The following is an 18,461-nucleotide window of genomic DNA, read 5'->3' as shown; positions in this document are numbered from 1 at the left end:
CCGCCCAGCGCCGCTACCGACGACACGTGCACCAGCCGGATGCCCGGCCGCTCCAAGCAGGCATCGACCACGGCGGCCGTGCCCTGCACGTTCACGGCCAGCAGCTGGTCTTCATCCTGCGGGGCGTACGATACCAACCCGGCGCAATGAAATACATGCGTCACCTCGGCGGTGAGGGCGGCCCGCAGCTGCTCGGTATCGAGCAGGTCGCCGGCCACCCACTCCACGCCCGGCACTGCCGGGGCCGGCACCGGCCCGCGGTGTAGTGCTCGTACGGCCAGGCCGCGCGCCCGCAATGCCTGGAGCAGAAAAGAACCAATGAGGCCGGTACCGCCCGTGACGAAAACCATGGGTTAACAGTTAGAATAAACGGTTTCCGATAAGTGCAGCGGCCACCGGGCCCCGTGCAAAGCGCTTCGCCCGCCGCTCGGTAGCCATGCAACGTCCGCTACAGCGTATTATTCAGCAGCGGCAGCTTCAGCAGTTTTTCCAGGTGCGGCTGAGACAGCGTACGCTTCAGGAGCGTATCGGTATGCCGCAGGTGGTGGGTATCGGTTCCCACAAAGTCGACCAGCCCGCCGTCGACCAGCTGCTCGGCCACCCTTTTCGCTGCCGGGGAGTAGTAGCCCGCCAGCGAGTTCAGGTTTACCTGCAGCAAAATGTCATACTCGTGCCGCATCTTTTCAATTTCAGCAAAGCGTCCGTAGAGGTAGGTGTAGCGTTCGGGGTGGGCCAGCACCGGGCGGTAACCCTGCGCCTTCATTTCAAACACGATTTCGTAGAAGTTCAGCGGCTCGTTCATGTACGAGGTTTCGAACAGCAGGTAGCGCTTTTCGCCGCCAAAGGTTAGCATCTCCGTCCCGTCGGCCAGCTTCCGGCCCAAAAACTCGTCGAGGTAGTATTCGGCGGCGCACTCCAGCGCCACATCATGCAGCCCGGCGGCGGCGGCTTCGGTGCGCAGCAGCTCCAGCGCCGCCCGGATGCCCTCCGGGGTATTGCGGTAGAAGTCGCCCATGATGTGCGGGGTCATCACCAGCTTGCGGTAGCCCAGGTCGCGCAAAGCCCGCAGCAGCTCGAGCGAATGCGCGACGGTTTCGGCCCCATCGTCGAGGCCCGGTAGCAGGTGCGAATGCATGTCGGCCCCCAGCAGCGCCAGGGCCGCAGGCGCGCCCGCTGCCGCTACCGCAGGCGCATCAGCGCTTTCGCCACCAAAGAGTCGTTTCCAGAACGAAGCCATTGCCCGCTCAGCCGTTAGGTAAAGAGCTTTTTCAGCTTCTGGCCAAACGTCAGCGCCTTTGCCGCCGGCTCCTCGTAGTAGCCCTGCCCGTATGCTCCGTAGCCGTAGCCGTAGCCATAGCCATAGCCGTAGCCGTAGCCGTAGCCGCTGCCACCCTGCGCATCGTTGAGAATGGTGCACATGCGCGTGAAGTTGTTGCTGCGCATCAGCCGGTTCATGTTTTTGAGGAAGGCTTTGCGCGAATACCCGGCCCGCACGATGTACAGCGGAATATCGGCTTTGCGCATAATCAGAATGCCATCCGTTACCAGGCCTACCGGCGGCGTATCAATCAGAATGACGTCGTAGGTCTTGAACAGCTCTTCCAGCATCTTATCAAACCGGTCGCTCAAAATCAGCTCCGACGGGTTAGGCGGGGTGGGCCCGGCCGAGATAAACTGCAGCGACTCGATTGAAGTAGGCTGAATGCACTCCTGCACCGTGTGCCGCTCAATCAGCACCGTGCTCACGCCCCGGGTGTTCTCGGCACCGAAGGCCAGGTTCACCTTGGGCTTGCGCATATCCAGGTCGAGAATAATGACTTTCTGCCCCGACAAGGCAATGATGCCGCCCAGGTTTACGGTAACGAAGGTTTTGCCCTCGCCCGAGATGGTCGACGTCACCGAAATCAGCCGCTTCTTTTTGGAGGAGCTGATAAAGTCCAGGTTCGTCCGAATTGACCGGATGGATTCGGAAATGGCCGATTTGGGGTTCTTATCCACCACCAGCCGCGACACCTCCATCTTCTCCTTGTCGTAGGTCGGAATGATGCCCAGCACCGAGGCTTTGGTGCTGCGCTCCAGCTCGCGCACGTTCGTCACGGTGTTGTGCATGAAGTAGCGCACGGCAATCAGCCCCAGGCCCAGAATCAGCCCGCCGATGATGCCAACGGCATATACCAGCAGGCGATTAGGCGAAATGGGCGCGGCCGGCAGCGAAGCCGGCGACAAAATCTGGAAATCGGCAATGCTGCCGGCTTTCTGAATGTTGAAGTCAATCTTTCGCCCAAAGAGCATTTCGTAGTTTTTCCCGTATTGCTCCAGCGGGCGCTTCAGCCGCGAAAGCTGCGTCGCGATTTCGGGCATTTTCTCGAGCTGCGCGTTCATCTTCGCCCGCTGCTCGTTGAGCAGGTCGAGCTGCCGGCGCACCAGCTTTTGGTCCTGCACCAGCAGGCGCTTAATGTTCCGGCGCGTGTACGCCAGCTCGGCAATTGCCCGCTGCACCCCCTCGGTTCGCTCCGTTTGCGAGCGAAGCAGGCGAATCAGGTACCACTGCTGGTTGTTCAGCTCCGTCAGGGCCTGCCCCAGCTGCGGGTCTTCGATGCCGGCCAGCCCGGGCAGCGTCTGCTCTACCGTTTCATCTTCCGAGTTGGTAATGCTTTGCCGGTTGGCCAGCCGACTAATCTCAGCCAGCAGGTTCAATTTTTGCTCCAGCTTGGGCCGGTCTTCTTCCAGCTTCTCCAGCTTGTTGGCGAGGGTGGACATATCCCCTTCCACGTTGGACGTCTTGGCTACTTCGGTAAACTGCTGCAGGTTATTCTCGGCCTGCTGCAGCTTGCTTTGCGTCTCATTCAGCGTCTGCTCCAAAAACCGGAGCGATGCTTCGGTCGATTCTTTTTTCCGGGCCAGTTTTTCCTGCCGGTATACCGTGTCAATCTTGTTGACGATGCTTTGCGCTTTGACCGGATTGAAATCCTTGAAAGAAATCTGAATGGTATTAGCGTCCGGATTCACGATTTCGACTGCCAGGTTACGGTCAAGATAAGAATTGACCGTGCCTTCGTCCTGAATGGTAAAGTGGTAGTCTTCCTCACGGCTGGCATCGGTGAAATACGCCGTTGGCGTAATCACCAAGCGAATTCCGGGCAGCACGATGGGCTGCCCGAGCTTATACTCGCTGCTGCCGCTACGCCCCGGCCCGGCGTAGTCTAAGGCGAAGCGCTGCCCATCCAGAAATTTCACGTTGAACTTCCGGTTATACAGGCTGGGGTCGGTTATCTTATACTGTACCTGAAAAGGCGTCACCCCGTACAGCTCCGATTCGAGCACCGTGCCCTGCACATAGTAATTTACGTCGAGCGACAGCGTGTCTTTCAGCCGCTTGTAGATGATGCCTGATTTAATCAGCTCCACTTCGCCGGCCAGCTTGCTGCCCCGGGCCTTGTCGGCCACGGGCGCCATCTGGCCGGTCAGGCCCAAATCTTCGGCCCGGGCCCGCTCGTCGATTTTCAGCAAAGAAGCCGACTGGTAGACCGGCTTGGTATAGCGCAGGTACAGCCACGACGCCGTGGTACCGAGCGCCACCAGCAGCAGCAGCCAGAGAAGGCTGCGGCGGGCCACCAGCACCAGCGTCGAAAGGTCCAATCCACCGGCCTGGTCGTCGTCACCCTCAGCCGCATTGGCAACGGGTACTGCCGGAGTTGCCCCTCCTGCGCCCGTTGTTGCATTACGGATAAGTTCTTCTAATTCCGAATTTTCGTTCATAACGACGGTAATAATGTTTTTGCTGGCAAGAACTCAGACCTCTCAACCGCTATTCCTGATAACCAGCGCAAGGGCAAGGATATATTATTTTCTAACCTGAGAAATAATAAAGAACGTTGAAGTCAGGATAAGGCTACTCAGGCTGAGCAGCGGGGCCGCATCGGTCAGCGCGTCCAGGAACGGACGGCGAATTGGCTCAACGTAAATGATGTCGTTGGGCTCGACCTGCAGATTGGCGCGCCGCATGCCGTTCAGCGTAGATAAGTCGACCTGCTGCACCCGGGGGTTTTTCAAATCGCCCCGGATAATCCGAATGTTATCCGCCCGCCCGCCATTGCGGTAGAAATTACTGCTGCCGGCTCCTCCTCCGTCAATTCCGCCCGCCAGGGCCAGTACCTCCAGCAGGTTCATGTTGTCGTTGGCCAGCGAAATAACCTGCCCGCCGGCCGCGCCCAGCACAATTACCCGGTTGTTGGTAACCCGTGTCGTCACGAACGACTCTTTGTAGTACACGTCGAACATGCGGGCCAGCATGCTATCGGCCTGCAGCAACGACAACCCGCTCAGTTTCACCCGGCCCACCATTGGCAGCAACGCAGTGCCGTCGGCATACACCAGAAACTCGGAGGCCCCGGCGCTGCTCCCGGTCTGGCCGGTAGTTCGGGTTGTGCTGCGCGTGCCGCCGGTTGCGCCGCCCTGGCTGCCGGTGGCACTGCGGCTGGGAAGGGGGCCGCTGGGCTGGCCAAACGGCAGTTCGCCGTTGGGGTCGAGAATACGTTCCCCTTTATTGGTATTTACCCGAACTTCTACGTAATCATTCGGTTGAATAACGTAGTTGCGCTCCGAGCGATTGACGGCGATGCGCAATTTGGTGCTATCAAGCTGGCGGCCCTGGCTATCGGTTAGCCGAAACAACGTTCGCTTCTGATAGTACTGTGATGATGCGCACGAGGACAATAGGAGCACCATGAACGGCAGGGCGAGTGCCCAGTTCCGCAGGCAGCGGCGAAGAATAGATTGCGGCATCAGGCCAGATTATAATGCAAAAGCGAGTAGCAAGCTGGAATTCTGTCGGAGCCGATGCCCACAACTTCCCCCAAAAAGCCTCAAAAGTAACGCTTTTGCCGCGCCCGTTCAAGGCTAACCCCTTGCCAAACCTTTCCAGCGTCCATTTCCAACGCCCAGAATCGTACTTTCGTGTCCCCAATGCTGTTGCTTGGCAGTAAGAGCGTTGGTATCGCCAGCCTTTTTCTAAAATCCCACCTTTTGTTCTTTAATACCCAATGGAAGCCGTAGCGACCGAAAACCAGACCATGATTGCGCAGATGGTGCGCGACTTTGGCGCCCAGCACATCAAGCCTAACATGATGAAATGGGATGAGAGCCAGGAATTTCCCATCGATGTATTTCACAAGCTCGGCGAGCTCGGCCTGATGGGCGTGCTTGTGCCGACGGAATACGGCGGCTCGGGCTTTGGCTACAGCGAATACGTGACGGCCATCGTGGAGCTCTCCAAGATTGACGGCAGCATTGGCCTGAGCATGGCGGCCCACAACTCGCTGTGCACCGGCCACATCCTGCAGCACGCCTCGGAAGAGCAGAAGCGCAAATACCTGCCCAAGCTGGCTTCGGGCGAATGGATTGGCGCCTGGGGCCTCACCGAGCCCAACACCGGCTCCGACGCCGGCAACATGCGCACCGTGGCCGTGCTCGACGAGAGCGGCGAACACTACATCCTCAACGGCGCCAAAAACTTCATCACCCACGGCAAATCCGGCAATGTGGCCGTCGTTATTGCCCGCACCGGCGAAGTGGGCGACTCGCACGGCATGACGGCCTTCATCATCGAGCGCGGCACGCCGGGCTTCGAGGCCGGCCGCAAGGAAGATAAGCTGGGCATGCGCGCCTCCGAAACCACCGAGCTGATTTTCACCGACTGCAAAGTGCCGGTTGAGAATGTCATCGGTAAAGTGGGCGACGGCTTCGTGCAGAGCCTGAAGGTGCTCGACGGCGGCCGCATCAGCATTGCGGCTCTCAGCCTGGGCATTGCGATGGGCGCCCTGGAGGCCGCCACCAAGTACAGCAAGGAGCGCCACCAGTTCAACCAGCCCATCAGCAACTTCCAGGGCATCAGTTTCAAGCTGGCCGACATGGCGACCGAGGTAGAGGCGGCCAGCCTGCTCACCTACCGCGCCGCCGACATGAAGGACAACGGCCAGAACGTGAACCTGGAATCGGCCATGGCCAAGCTCTACGCTTCGGAAGTGGCCGTGCGTACTGCCAACGAGGGCGTGCAAATCTTCGGCGGCTACGGCTACACCAAAGACTACCCCGCCGAGAAGTATTACCGCGACGCCAAGCTGTGCACCATCGGCGAAGGCACCAGCGAAATTCAGAAGCTGGTTATCGCCCGCGCCCTGCTCAAATAAGACCGCAGATTAAACGGATTTTCGCGGATTTAACAGATTTTTGGTGGTTCTGCCGGTTTTCCGGCCAGGCTTGAAAAGGGCCTGATGGCTACGTGAGCGGCGAAACCACAAAAAATCTGTTAAATCCGTTAGAATCTGTTAAATCTGTGATTTATCTTTGCGGCCCGGTTTAGGCCGCACTCCTCAGAAAACTCCCTCATTCCCTGATATGATTATCGTTCAAATCAAAGACAACGAATCGGTTGACCGCGCTCTGAAGCGTTTCAAGAAGAAATTTGAGCGCACCGGCGTGCTGAAAGAGCTGCGTCGTCGCACGTTCTTCCAGAAGCCCAGCATCACGCAGCGCAAGATGAAGCAGAAGGCCGTGTACAAACTGGCTACCTACGGCCAGGACAACAACGAATAGCCTTTCGGATTCGCACCGCGTTTTCTGAACGGAGAACCGGCCGCTTTGCTCGCATGAGCAAGCCGGCCGGTTTTTTCGCGTCCGGAATTTTCTGCGGATGAGTTGCTCCCAATCAAAAAAATGCTACCTTGAATGCCCGGCCCACCCGCCGGGCATTTTTGTTGACTGGTATGCAGGCATTTCTCGATTTTCTGCGCTTTGAGCGGCGCTACAGTGCCCACACATTGGTATCGTACCAGACGGACCTGGGCCAGTTTGCCGCCTATCTAAAGTCAGCCTACGAGCTTGATGACCTCGCCCAGGCCACCCACGCCTTGATTCGCGGCTGGGTAGTGGAGCTGATGCAGGACAACCTCGACCCGCGCACCGTGAACCGCAAGGTGGCCTGCCTGCGCTCCTACTACAAGTTCCTGTTGCGCACGGGCGCCATTGCCAGCAACCCCATGCTGCGCATCACCGCCCCAAAAATGGCCAAGAAACTGCCCGAATTCGTGCCCGAGGAGGCCTTGAACGGCCTGCTCAACTCCTTTGAGTTCGGCGATGACTTTGCCGGCCGGCGCGACCAGCTCGTGCTGGAAATGCTCTACGGCACCGGCATTCGCCTCTCGGAGCTTATTGGCATTCAGGACCACGACATCAGCCTCGGGGCGGCCACCGTGCGCGTAACCGGTAAGGGCAACAAGCAGCGCCTCGTGCCGCTAAATCCCACCCTGCTGCGCGTAATTGAGGACTACCAGGCTCGCCGGGCGCTTGAGTTTGGCACCACCGCGGGCCCATTGCTGCGCACCGACAAGGGCGACGCGCTGTACGAGAAGTTTGTGTACCGCACCGTGCAGCGCTACCTGAGCCAGATTACGACTTCGCGGGCGCAGCAGCACCCGCACGCGCTGCGGCACGCCTTTGCCACCCACCTGCTGGGCAAAGGGGCCGACTTGAATTCCATCAAGGAACTATTAGGCCACGCCAGCCTGGCGGCCACGCAGGTGTACACGCACTTGTCCGTCGACCGCCTGAAATCCGTATTTCAACAGGCCCACCCGAGGGCCTGAGTTTTCTTCACTCTTTATACCTCTAAATCACCCACCTTATGAAAGTACAGATGCATTCGGTGCATTTCGACGCCGACAAAAAACTGCTTGATTTTGTGCAGCAACGTTTGAATAAGCTGGAAACTTTTTACGACAAGGTGACCGAAGGCGAGGTCATCATGCGTCTCAACAACAAAGATGGTATCGAGAACAAAACCGTCGAGATAAAGCTGCTGGTACCCGGCAACATCCTCTTCAGCCAGGAAGACGCCGCTTCGTTCGAAGCCGCCGCCGACGCCGCCACTGAGAACCTGCGCCGCCAGATTACTAAGCACAAGGAAAAGGCGATGGCGCATTAATTTTTAGCTGTTAGCTGACAGCTATTAGCCATTAGCTTTTGTAGCCAATACATGAAAAAGCCCCGCCTGACAAAATCAGGTGGGGCTTTTTTTGCTGAATCAACGAGAAGCTAACTGCTAATTACAAACCGAACTCAGCCTTAATCTGAGGCACGTAGTCGAGCTTTTCCCAGGTAAATGTCTCGAAGGTTTTGGTTTCGCCGCCGGGCATCACCACGTTCACGGTGCCGGGCTGGCGGCCCATGTGGCCGTAGGCGGCGCTTTGGGCGAAGATGGGGTTCTGCAGGCCGAAACGCTTCACGATGGCGTAGGGGCGCAGGTCGAACAGCTTGTTCACCTTCTCGGCTACTTCGCCGTCAGTCATGGGATGGCCGCTGGCATTTTTGGCTTTGATGGTGCCGTAGGTCGTCACGAACACGCCCACGGGCTGGGCTACGCCGATGGCGTAGGCTACCTGCACCAGGGCCTGGTCGGCCACGCCGGCGGCCACCAGATTTTTGGCGATATGCCGGGCCGCGTAAGCAGCCGAGCGGTCTACTTTCGACGAGTCTTTGCCCGAGAAGGCACCGCCGCCGTGGGCACCCTTGCCGCCGTAGGTATCGACGATGATTTTACGGCCGGTGAGGCCGGAGTCGCCGTGCGGGCCGCCAATCACGAACTTGCCCGTGGGGTTGATGTGGTAGGTAATCTGGTCGGTGAACAGGGCCTGCACGTCGGCGCTCAAGCCGGCTTTCACGCGCGGGATGAGGACGGCCAGAATATCGGCTTTGATTTTGGCCAGCATTTTCTCCTCCGAGGCATCGAAGTCGTCGTGTTGCGTGCTGATGACGATGGTGTCGATGGCCTCGGGCTTGTGGTCGTCGGAGTAGCGAATGGTGACCTGGCTCTTAGCGTCGGGGCGCAGGTAGGGCATATCCGTCTTTTCGCGGCGAATGGCGGCGAGCTCCTGCAACAGGCGGTGCGAGAGGTCGAGGGCCAGGGGCATGTAGCTGGCCGTTTCGTGGCTGGCGTAGCCGAACATCATGCCCTGGTCGCCGGCGCCCTGGTCTTCATCCTTGGCACGCTCCACACCCTGATTGATGTCTGGCGACTGCTCGTGCAGGCGGTTCATCACCTCGCAAGTGTCGGCGTTGAACAGATATTCAGGCTTGTCGTAGCCGATGCGGCGAATGGTTTCACGCACAATGGGCTCGGCATCGACGTGGGCTTTCGATTTGATTTCGCCGGCTACCAGCGCAAAATCGGTAGTAACGAGGGTTTCGCAAGCAACTTTGCTGGTGGGGTCCTGGCGCAGGTACTCGTCGAGAATGGCGTCAGAAATCTGGTCGGCAACTTTATCGGGGTGGCCTTCCGAAACCGATTCGGAAGTGAACAGATAGGGCATGAAAAGCGCGAAAAGGGCGGAAGAGAGGAAAAACAAGCGCCCGCCGGGCCGAAACCGGCAGGCGGGCGCGGCACAAAACTACGGAAAATCGGCCTATTAGCAGTAGCCGACGATGGCATTCGGCACATTCGCCGCCCAATTGATTCGCCAAGCGGCTTTGCGCCTAACGGCGGCCGCTGCCGGCGCTACAGACGCGCCAGGCGGCCGCCATCAACCACGAGCGTGGTACCGTGCACAAAGCTGGCCTCGGCCGAAGCCATGAAGGCAATAGCGGCGGCCAGCTCGGCGGGCGTGCCCACGGTGGCTTTGTCGACTTGCTCGGCGCCACTCTTCACGTTGGGGTTGCTCCAGAGCATGGGCGTGTCGACGGCGCCGGGGGCCACGGCATTGATGCGGGTTTGCTTGCGGTCGAGCTCGATGCTCATACCGCGCACAAAGGCTTCGAGGCCGCCTTTGCTGGTGGCGTAGGGCACCACGTTGGCCGTAGTTTGATGCGCGTGCACCGAGCTGATGGCCACAATAGCGCTGCCTTGGGGCATATGCGGCAAACAAAGCTGCGTGAGCTGCACCAGCGAGCGCAGGTTCACCAGCATTAGTTCATCCCACTTGGGCAGGGGCAGGTCGGCAAGCGGGTCGAAGGTCATCATGGCGGCATCGGCCACCAGCACATCGATGCGGTGGTATTTGGCCAGCACTTTATGGATGGTGGCCGTGATGGCGCGGGGCTTCATCAGGTCGCAGGACATGAAGACGGCCTTGCCGCCGGCTTTGGTGATTGCCCGGACGGTTTCGAGGCCGTCGGCGCGGTCGCGGCCCAGGGCCACCACGGTACCGCCCTCGGCCGCGAGCCGCTCGCAGGTGGCCCGGCCAATGCCGGAAGTGCCGCCCGTAACGACGCATATTTTATCGGTGAAGCGCATCAGTAACAAATAATAAAATGGAGCAGGCCAGCCAGTGCAAAGCCCACATGCTAAGCTCAACCACCAGCGGCCGGATTTGTGCGAGCCGGCGGCGCCGAATTAGGCCGTGGCCTGCACCGGCGGGCTCAGCTTTTCGCACACCAGCACCACGGGCCGGCCGCGCAGGTCGGTAGTGGCAAACAAATAAACGTCGCCCCCCTCCCGGATGCCGGTGCGCCGCCGGAAGTCGGCCACCGAATCGGGGAAGTTGCGGGTGGTGACGTGGGCGCGGGCCTCGGGGCCCAGATGGGCTTTCAGGGCGGTACCGTCGGCTTTTTCAACGGCCAGAATCTTAAACACACGCCCCGGAAAGTCGGCCCGCAACACATCCGACGTGTACAAATGGCTGTGCTGGTGCAGTTTTAGCAGCTCGAAGGCCGTGCCGATACTGCGGAAAGCACCCGCCTTGAGCACGGCGGCGTTGGGCTCGTAGAGGTACTGCTGGGCCTCGGCGTAGCGCGGCGTGGCGCGGGCTTCGCGGGCGCGGTTGAGGCGGAATTCCTGCTGGGTGCCGTCGCGGCGCAGGTTCAGGGCGTAGCGCTCGGGGTCGATGGCGGGCTCGTGGCCCAACTCATAGAGTACCTCCTTCACCTCGTTGTCAACGGCCACCACCCACAGGCGGCGCACGTGGCCCAGGCCCTGCACCGCCTGCTCAATATCAAGCATGGGCGAGGTTTTGAGCAGCACCTTATCGGCCTTGTGCAGCAGCAGGGGCAGCAGCTTAGCCACATCGGGCTCGCAGTCGCGCAACAGAAAAATCTTGCGGGCGGCCGTATCGCGCCGGGCCGGGTCGAGGTAGAGCCAGTCGTAATGCTGTGGGCTTTCCTTGAGAAAAGCCACGGCATCGGCGGCGTGCACGGCCACGTTATTGATGCCGAGTTGGGCAAAATTGTAGCGCACCACTTCGGCCAGGGCCGGGTTGCGCTCCACGTAGTCGACGTGAGCCACCCGGGCGGCAAAGGCAGCCGAGTCGGCCCCGAAGCCGCCGGTGAGGTCGGCTAGCCGGGCGCCGCTCACCAGCCCGGCTTTAAACTCGGCCGTGCGGGTAGAGGAAGCCTGCTCGACCGAGAGGGCCGGCGGAAAAATCAGGTCGGGGTTGTCGGCCCAGGTGGGCAGCTTGGTGCGGGCCTTCTGGCGAGCCTGAATCTGGCGCACAAGTTCGGGCACGGGCAGGCCGGGGTGGCGGCGGGCTTGGAGGGCCAAATGAGCGGGGTCGTCGTGCAGGTGCGCGGCAACGTACCGCCGGGCCGCTTCGGGCAAGGGGTAATCCATCGAAAACCTATACGGAAAAACGCGGCGCCTAGCGCACCGCCCAACGCAGGCCCAGCGTGGGCTGGCCGGTGCGCAGCTGGCCTACGTCGAGGCCGGCGGGCTTCAGGCGGGGCCACACGGCGCCGTGGCCAGTGTGGTTAGTACCGTTGTAGGCCCCCACCGCGCGCAGGAAGTAGCTGTTGGTGTTGCGGTTGATGAACAGGGTAGCTACCAGGCTGGCCACGAACACGCCGGCCGCAATTTGCTGGGTGGCGCCATTGAAATACTGGCGCTCGCCGTGGGCAAAAATTTGCTGGCCGTACAGGCCAAACGAGCCGACGGCTACGATGCGGTCAATCAGGAACTGGGTTTTCTGGCGCTTGTAGTAGTCGAGCTGGTCGAGGGCTTCTTCATTGCCGGCCAGCAGCGGGCGCAGCCGCTGGCCAAAGAAGCCGGCGTTCACGTAGTTCTCGCCCGTGGCGCCGGGCGGCAGGAAATAGAAGTTCTGCTGATGGCCATTCAGCCCGCGCTGGGCATCTTCGGGCAGCAGGCGAATAGTGGAAACATCGCCGGTGGCCTGCTGGGCCAGCGCAGGTTGTAGCAGGCCTAAAAACAGCGCTACTGCCAATGCGGCGCATCGGCTAACCGGTGCAACTACCGGTAAGAAAGACTGGTGCATACGTACAAATATACGCGTGTAGCCAGCGGCTGGCCGCGGTGCAGCACCGATTAACCGCAGGCTTTTCTAACCAATGCGCGCGAGTGTGCGTTCTGACGTTGACCAGTAGCTACATTTAGCAGCTATTCACGCTTCTTCAACTTCATTTTCCATTATGAAAACGTCCTTTTCAACCCGCCAGTCGCTTCTTATTGCAGTAGCTCCGCTGCTGGCACTGGCAGCCTGCAGCAAAACCGATACTCCGGCCATTACCCCCGTAGCCGATACCGGCCGGGTGCTGACATCCCACGCCGCAGCTGCTGCGAATACCACGCTCACGGCCTTCGTGAATGATACCCAAATCAGCCAGCTTAGCTACGGGCAAAGCAGCGCTTACGTGACGGTGAATGCCGGCAGCCCCACCCTGCGCATCAACAACGGCACCCAGGTGGCCACCACGCAAACCCTGAATGTTGCTAAAAACCAGAATTATTCGGTTTTCGAATACTCGCCCGCAGCCACTATCGGCAGCCTGGCCCTGCTCACCACCCCCGACGACCTGACCGCGCCCGCAACGGGCCAGGCTAAGGTGCGACTGGTGTACCTGAACACCGGCGGGACCAGCCCGGTGCAGCTCACAGCGCCTTCGCCCACGCCAACATCAGCCGGCACGCCCTTAACACCGGATGTTGCGTTTGCGACTGCCTCCGAATTTGTAGCGCTCAATGCCGGCCTCTACAACCTGACCGTTACCAGCAATGGCTCGCCACGCCCCCAGGTGATAGCCGTGGGCGATGGCTCGGGCAGCGGCACGGGTGTGTTTAAGTATACCGAAGGACGAATTTATACGATAGTGGTGCGCGGCATCACGGGTACCGGGGTACCGGCCGGGCAACAGCCGCAGGCCGTCGTCATTCAGAACAACTAACAACGGCGGATTTTCTATATTTCCCGGCTTAACAGGCCCGCATCGGCTGATGCGGGCTTTTTTGCGGCTGCAGGTGAACAAACTGTGTATCTTTGTAGTTGCAACGCGATATAATCATTTAATCTGCACTACGTTGGAAACCACCACGAAAACCTACGTTCCTTACAAAGTAAAGGACATGAGCCTGGCCGAATGGGGCCGCAAGGAAATTCGCCTCGCCGAAGCCGAAATGCCCGGCCTGATGAGCCTGCGCGAGGAATTCGGCGCGGCCCAGCCGTTTAAAGGCGCGCGCATTGCCGGCTGCCTGCACATGACTATCCAAACGGCCGTACTCATCGAAACCCTCGTGGCCCTGGGCGCGGAGGTAACGTGGTCGTCGTGCAACATCTTCTCGACGCAGGACCACGCCGCGGCCGCCATTGCCGCCGCCGGCATTCCGGTATATGCCTGGAAAGGCATGAACGAGGAGGAGTTCAACTGGTGCATCGAGCAGACGCTGTTCTTCGGCGAAGACCGGCAGCCCCTCAACATGATTCTGGACGACGGTGGCGACCTCACCAACATGGTGCTCGACCAGTACCCTGAGCTGGCCGCCGGCATCAAAGGTGTTTCGGAAGAAACCACCACCGGCGTGCTGCGCCTGTACGAGCGCGTGAAGAACGGCACCCTGCCCTTCCCCGCTATCAACGTGAACGACTCGGTGACGAAGTCGAAATTCGACAACAAGTACGGCTGCAAAGAATCGGCCGTAGATGCCATTCGCCGGGCAACCGACGTGATGATGGCCGGTAAAGTGGCCGTGGTAGCCGGCTACGGCGACGTAGGAAAAGGCACGGCCGCTTCGCTGGCCGGCGCTGGTGCCCGCGTTATCGTGACGGAAATTGACCCCATCTGCGCCCTGCAGGCTGCTATGGACGGTTTTGAGGTGAAGAAGATGGAAAATGCCATCTCGCGCGCCGACATCGTGATTACGACCACCGGCAACTGCGACATCATCCGCGAGGAGCATTTCCGCGCCCTCAAGGACAAGGCCATTGTGTGCAACATCGGCCACTTCGATGACGAGATTGACATGGCTTGGCTGAATGCCAACTACGGCAGCACCAAAGACACCGTGAAGCCGCAGGTCGACATCTACACCATCGAAGGCAAAGAGGTGATTATTCTGGCCGAAGGCCGCCTCGTGAACCTGGGCTGCGCCACGGGTCACCCCTCGTTCGTGATGTCGAACTCGTTCACGAACCAGACGCTGGCCCAGCTGGAGCTGTGGGAGCGCGGCGACCAGTACGAAAACCAGGTGTATACCCTGCCCAAGCACCTCGACGAGAAGGTGGCCCGCCTGCACCTCGCCAAGATTGGCGTGGAGCTGGACGAGCTGACGCCGAAGCAAGCTGACTACATCAAGGTATCGGTCGAAGGCCCGTTTAAGTCGGACCTGTACCGCTACTAGGCGAATTAGGATTTCAGGCGCAAGCCCCGTCAGCCAGCCGGCTGACGGGGCTTTTTTTTATAGCATCCGACGAACTGACTAATGGCTTTAGCAGCCCCGTTCAGGCTATCATCTTTTTTCCCAACATGAATATCGGATAAATTATTTTCTTATTAAATGGCTTGCGTGCTAGGGAGCAGGCTACATGCGGCCCTAACTTTCCGGGAAATAATAACTTCGGCATGGTGCGCGAAGGTCTTTCCACTTCCTTTTATTTTTTATGCACAAACCTTTACTTCCGGGTAAATGGGCTCGGCGATTAGCCTTAGCTTCGGCTGGCTGGCTGGGCTTGGCGCTGGGTAGCCCCACCGCCCACGGGCAGACGCTGAACTACACACTGAGCGGGGCCAGCAACGTGGCCGGCACCTTCAGCAGCATTGCGAGCACGGGAAATGTCATTAGCACGGCTAATACGGACGATGCGAACTCGGCGGCCATCAACATTGGGTTCAACTTTCAGTTCAATGGCAGCTCATTTACGCAGTTCGTACTGAATACCAACGGCTTTATCAAGCTGGGCAGCTCAACCCCGTCGTCGCCGGCGCTGTATTTCACCCCCGAAAACACCTTTGGGGGGGATGTATTCGCCAGCGCCAGTGCGGCCGATGTCAACATCATTTCACCTTTTAACTGCGACCTAGAAGCCGGACTCGGCGGCGCGGCTTACTACGTGCAAACCACCGGCACAGCTGGCAGCCGCGTGTGCACCGTGCAGTGGAACAATGTGCGCGATAAGGCAATGGCCAAAACGGTGCAGTACGCGCAGTTCAGCTTCCAGGCGAAGCTCTACGAAGGCAGCAACCGTGTGGAACTGGTATATGGCAACAGCACGCCCAGTAACGCGGGCGTCGATGACTTCCGCTATTCCGGTGCTGGCATTAAGGGCAGCGGTGCGAATGCCGGACAGTTGCTACTTTTCATCAAAGCCTCGTCGCAAACCTGGGACGCAGCTTACCAGATAGACAACTACTTCAACAACAACACGCTAAACTACCGACAAAGCGTGCGCCCCGACGTGGGCCGCACGTATCGGTTCGACGCCAACGCCCCCACCGTGACTAACGACGACTGCTCGGGCGCAGTATTGCTTTCGTCGGGTACGGCGTGCACTACCACGAGCGGCACCACGGTAGGCGCCACGCAGTCGATTGGGCCGGAAACCTGCTCGGGCGCCGTGGGCGCATCGGACGACGACGTGTGGTACCGCTTCATAGCGACGACCACCATCCATACCGTGACGGTAACCGGGGGCACGGGTTTCGATGCGGTGCTTGATGTGCGCAGTGGCTCGTGCCCCGGCGTAACGATAGGCTGCGCCGACGCTACTGGCGGCGCCGGTACGGAAAGCGTGCGCGTGACCGGCCTGACGCCGGGGGCGACGTACTACGCACGCGTGTATTCCTACGGCAGCGCGGCGACTGATGCCGGCACGTTCAACATCTGCGTAACCGGCAGCCCGGCCAACGACGCTGGAGTAGCCACCATTTACACGCTGGGCCAGGTGCCGCAGCTGCTGGCGACGCCCCACACGGTGCAGGCCGTGGTGGTGAACAACGGCACAGCCGCTCTCAGCAACCTGAACGTGACGCTGACGGTAGCCGGAGCCAATACCTTTACCAACACGCAAACCGTGGCCAGCCTGGCCGTGGGCGCCAGCACGACGGTAACATTTGCCGCGTACCCGCTCACCAATGCGGGCACCAATACCCTGACCGTGCGCGTGCCGGCCGATGCCAACACGGCCAACGACGTGCAGACCTACACGCAAGTTGTGTCGGCTAGCCGCTTGGCCTACATTGATGGGGGGCAGCCTCTGCTTGCAGGTAACCTAAGCGCCGGCGTGGCCGGCGGCGTGCTGGCGGCTAAATACACCCTGCCGCAAGCCAGCCGCGTGACGAGTATTACGCCCACTTTCGTGAATGCCGGCACGGCAGGTACTACCTACCAAGTGCGGCTGTACGATGCCACGGGCACGGGCGGTACTCCCGGCAACATTCTCTACACCTCGGGCACCCAGACGCGGCCCAATGCGACGGCTTCGCCGACTATTGCGGTGCCCAACATTACGGTGGGCACCAGCTTCTACGTAGCTATTGTCGAACTGGATAATCCGGTGGGTATTGGCATTCAGCAAGAAGACCCGCTGCGGCCGGCCACTTTTTACTACCAGACCAATGGCACAACGTTCTCCGCACTCAATACCACCACGCTGCGACTGCGCTATGCGCTTGAAGCCAGCGTAGTACCCGTGCCCTGCGTAGTGGCCACCAACCTGGCCGTGAGCAATGTAACGACCACGGGCGCCACGGTGAACTTTACGGCGGCAGCCGGCGCTACAGGCTACACCCTGACGGTGACGCCCCAGGGTGGCACCGCCGCGACGCAGACCGTGACCGCCTCGCCCGTGACGCTGACCAACCTGACGCCCGGTACGAACTACACCGTGAGCCTGGTGACGACCTGTGCCGCCAGCCAGGTATCGACGCCGATTACGGCCACGTTCACCACGCCCTTCCCGCCCTGCTCGGCCGTGACCAACCTGGCCGCCGGTAACCTGGCCCCTACCTCGGCCACGCTGACGTTTACGGCGCCGTCGGGCGCGACGGGCTACACGGTAACGTATACGCCCCAGGGCGGCACGGCGACCACGCAAACCGCCACTGGCTCGCCGGTGAACCTGGCCAACCTGACGCCCGGCACGGCTTACACGGCTACCGTGACGACGAACTGCGCGGGCAACCAGAATTCGTCGGCCGTTTCGACCACCTTCACAACGCCCTTCCCGCCCTGCCCGGCCATTACGGGCCTCACGGCTGGCAGCCTGACGCCGACCGGTGCTACGCTCACCTTTACGGGGGCCAGCGGCGCTACCGGCTACACGGTTACCGTGACCCCGCAAAACGGCACGGCCACCACGCAAACGGCCACCGGCTCGCCGGTGACGCTGGCTAACCTGACGCCCGGCACGGCCTACACCGTGAGTGTGGTGACGAACTGCGCTTCGAACCAGGCTTCGGCCGCCGTGACCACGACCTTCACCACGCCCTTCCCGCCCTGCCCGGCGATAACTAACCTGGCGGTGGGCAACATCACCACTACCGGCGCCAGCGTGAGCTTCACGCCCGCCAGCGGCGCGACGGGCTACACCGTAACATATACGCCCCAAGGCGGCACGGCTCTGTCGCAAACCGCCACCGGCTCGCCCGTAACGTTGGCGAACCTGACGCCCGGCACAGCCTACACTGTGGCCATCACGACTAATTGCAGCGCGAGCCAGACTTCGCCCGCGGCCAGCATTACGTTCACCACGGGCACGCCCTGCACGGCCGTAACCAACCTGACGGCCGGCAGCATCAGCACGACCGGCGCGACGCTCACCTTCACGGCTCCGGCCACGGGCGCTACGTCGTTCACGGTGACGTACACCCCGGCCGGCGGCACTACCCAAACCCAGACGGCCACTGGCTCGCCGGTGTTGCTGACGGGCCTGACGCCCGGCACAGCCTACACGGCTACCGTGACGACGAACTGCGGCGGTGGCCAAACTTCGCCGCTGGCCTCGACCTCGTTCACGACGGTTACGCCGAGCTGCGTAGCCGCCACCGGTCTGGCCGTGGGCAACATCGGCGCTACCACGGCGGGCGTGAGCTTCACGCCAGCGGCCGGCGCGGCAAGCTACGCCCTCACCCTGACGCCGCAGAGCGGCACGCCCACCACGCAAACGGTAACGGCTTCGCCGGTGAGCCTGACCAGCCTGATGCCCGGCACGACTTACACCGTGAGCCTGGTGACGACCTGTGCCGCCAGCCAG

General features: G+C 60.6%; 15 protein-coding genes. 7 read left to right on the top strand and 8 right to left on the bottom strand.

All coding sequences use genetic code 11. The annotated features are described in order from the left end of the window. From ACYVDE_RS02810 to ACYVDE_RS02795, 4 genes are all read right to left on the bottom strand, one after another. Positions 1-350 (bottom strand): NAD-dependent epimerase/dehydratase family protein (locus ACYVDE_RS02810; RefSeq protein ID WP_460499963.1); only part of this gene is annotated, 350 nt, incomplete at its 3' end. A gap of 98 nt (positions 351-448) precedes the next feature. Then, positions 449-1,237, bottom strand: coding sequence for a tyrosine-protein phosphatase (locus ACYVDE_RS02805; RefSeq protein WP_460499962.1), 789 nt, complete (start codon positions 1,235-1,237; stop codon positions 449-451). A 14-nt stretch (positions 1,238-1,251) separates the two neighbouring features. Continuing rightward, complete coding sequence (locus tag ACYVDE_RS02800; protein ID WP_460499961.1) at positions 1,252-3,759, bottom strand: P-loop NTPase family protein; 2,508 nt, start codon at positions 3,757-3,759, stop codon at positions 1,252-1,254. An 84-nt stretch (positions 3,760-3,843) separates the two neighbouring features. Continuing rightward, on the bottom strand, positions 3,844-4,728 hold the full coding sequence (locus ACYVDE_RS02795) for a polysaccharide biosynthesis/export family protein (protein ID WP_460499960.1): 885 nt from the start codon (positions 4,726-4,728) through the stop codon (positions 3,844-3,846). Positions 4,729-5,042: 314 nt separating this feature from the next. On the opposite strand from ACYVDE_RS02795, the gene ACYVDE_RS02790 reads away from it, so the two are divergent. From ACYVDE_RS02790 to hpf, 4 genes are all read left to right on the top strand, one after another. Further along, the gene (locus ACYVDE_RS02790; protein ID WP_460499959.1) at positions 5,043-6,188 is read left to right on the top strand and encodes an acyl-CoA dehydrogenase family protein; all 1,146 of its coding nucleotides are present in this window, start codon (positions 5,043-5,045) and stop codon (positions 6,186-6,188) included. Between the two features lie 208 nt (positions 6,189-6,396). After that, on the top strand, positions 6,397-6,594 hold the full coding sequence (rpsU, locus tag ACYVDE_RS02785) for a 30S ribosomal protein S21 (RefSeq protein WP_241936782.1): 198 nt from the start codon (positions 6,397-6,399) through the stop codon (positions 6,592-6,594). 170 nt (positions 6,595-6,764) lie between these two features. Further along, positions 6,765-7,643 carry a site-specific integrase gene (locus tag ACYVDE_RS02780; protein ID WP_460499958.1) on the top strand — a complete coding sequence of 293 codons (879 nt, stop codon included), beginning with the start codon at positions 6,765-6,767 and terminating at the stop codon, positions 7,641-7,643. A gap of 38 nt (positions 7,644-7,681) precedes the next feature. Then, complete coding sequence (hpf, locus tag ACYVDE_RS02775; protein WP_460499957.1) at positions 7,682-7,981, top strand: HPF/RaiA family ribosome-associated protein; 300 nt, start codon at positions 7,682-7,684, stop codon at positions 7,979-7,981. 121 nt (positions 7,982-8,102) lie between these two features. Here hpf and metK read toward each other — a convergent pair whose 3' ends face one another. From metK to ACYVDE_RS02755, 4 genes are all read right to left on the bottom strand, one after another. Beyond that, entirely contained in the window at positions 8,103-9,365 is a 1,263-nt protein-coding gene (gene metK, locus ACYVDE_RS02770) for a methionine adenosyltransferase (protein WP_460499956.1), read from the bottom strand. 185 nt (positions 9,366-9,550) lie between these two features. Continuing rightward, positions 9,551-10,285 carry an SDR family NAD(P)-dependent oxidoreductase gene (locus ACYVDE_RS02765; RefSeq protein ID WP_460499955.1) on the bottom strand — a complete coding sequence of 245 codons (735 nt, stop codon included), beginning with the start codon at positions 10,283-10,285 and terminating at the stop codon, positions 9,551-9,553. A 99-nt stretch (positions 10,286-10,384) separates the two neighbouring features. Next, positions 10,385-11,596, bottom strand: coding sequence for a THUMP-like domain-containing protein (locus tag ACYVDE_RS02760; RefSeq protein ID WP_460499954.1), 1,212 nt, complete (start codon positions 11,594-11,596; stop codon positions 10,385-10,387). 28 nt (positions 11,597-11,624) lie between these two features. Next, positions 11,625-12,203, bottom strand: coding sequence for a hypothetical protein (locus ACYVDE_RS02755; RefSeq protein ID WP_460499953.1), 579 nt, complete (start codon positions 12,201-12,203; stop codon positions 11,625-11,627). Positions 12,204-12,408: 205 nt separating this feature from the next. On the opposite strand from ACYVDE_RS02755, the gene ACYVDE_RS02750 reads away from it, so the two are divergent. The 3 genes from ACYVDE_RS02750 to ACYVDE_RS02740 form a co-directional block, all read left to right on the top strand. Then, entirely contained in the window at positions 12,409-13,161 is a 753-nt protein-coding gene (locus ACYVDE_RS02750; protein ID WP_460499952.1) for a DUF4397 domain-containing protein, read from the top strand. Positions 13,162-13,294: 133 nt separating this feature from the next. Next, a complete protein-coding gene (ahcY, locus tag ACYVDE_RS02745; protein WP_460499951.1) occupies positions 13,295-14,611 on the top strand; it encodes an adenosylhomocysteinase in 1,317 nt (438 codons plus the stop codon). Positions 14,612-14,870: 259 nt separating this feature from the next. Then, positions 14,871-18,461: beta strand repeat-containing protein (locus tag ACYVDE_RS02740; RefSeq protein ID WP_460499950.1), on the top strand; the 3,591-nt coding region annotated here is incomplete at its 3' end.

Source organism: Hymenobacter agri (assembly GCF_054778495.1).
This window is presented reverse-complemented; position numbering and strand designations above follow the sequence as displayed.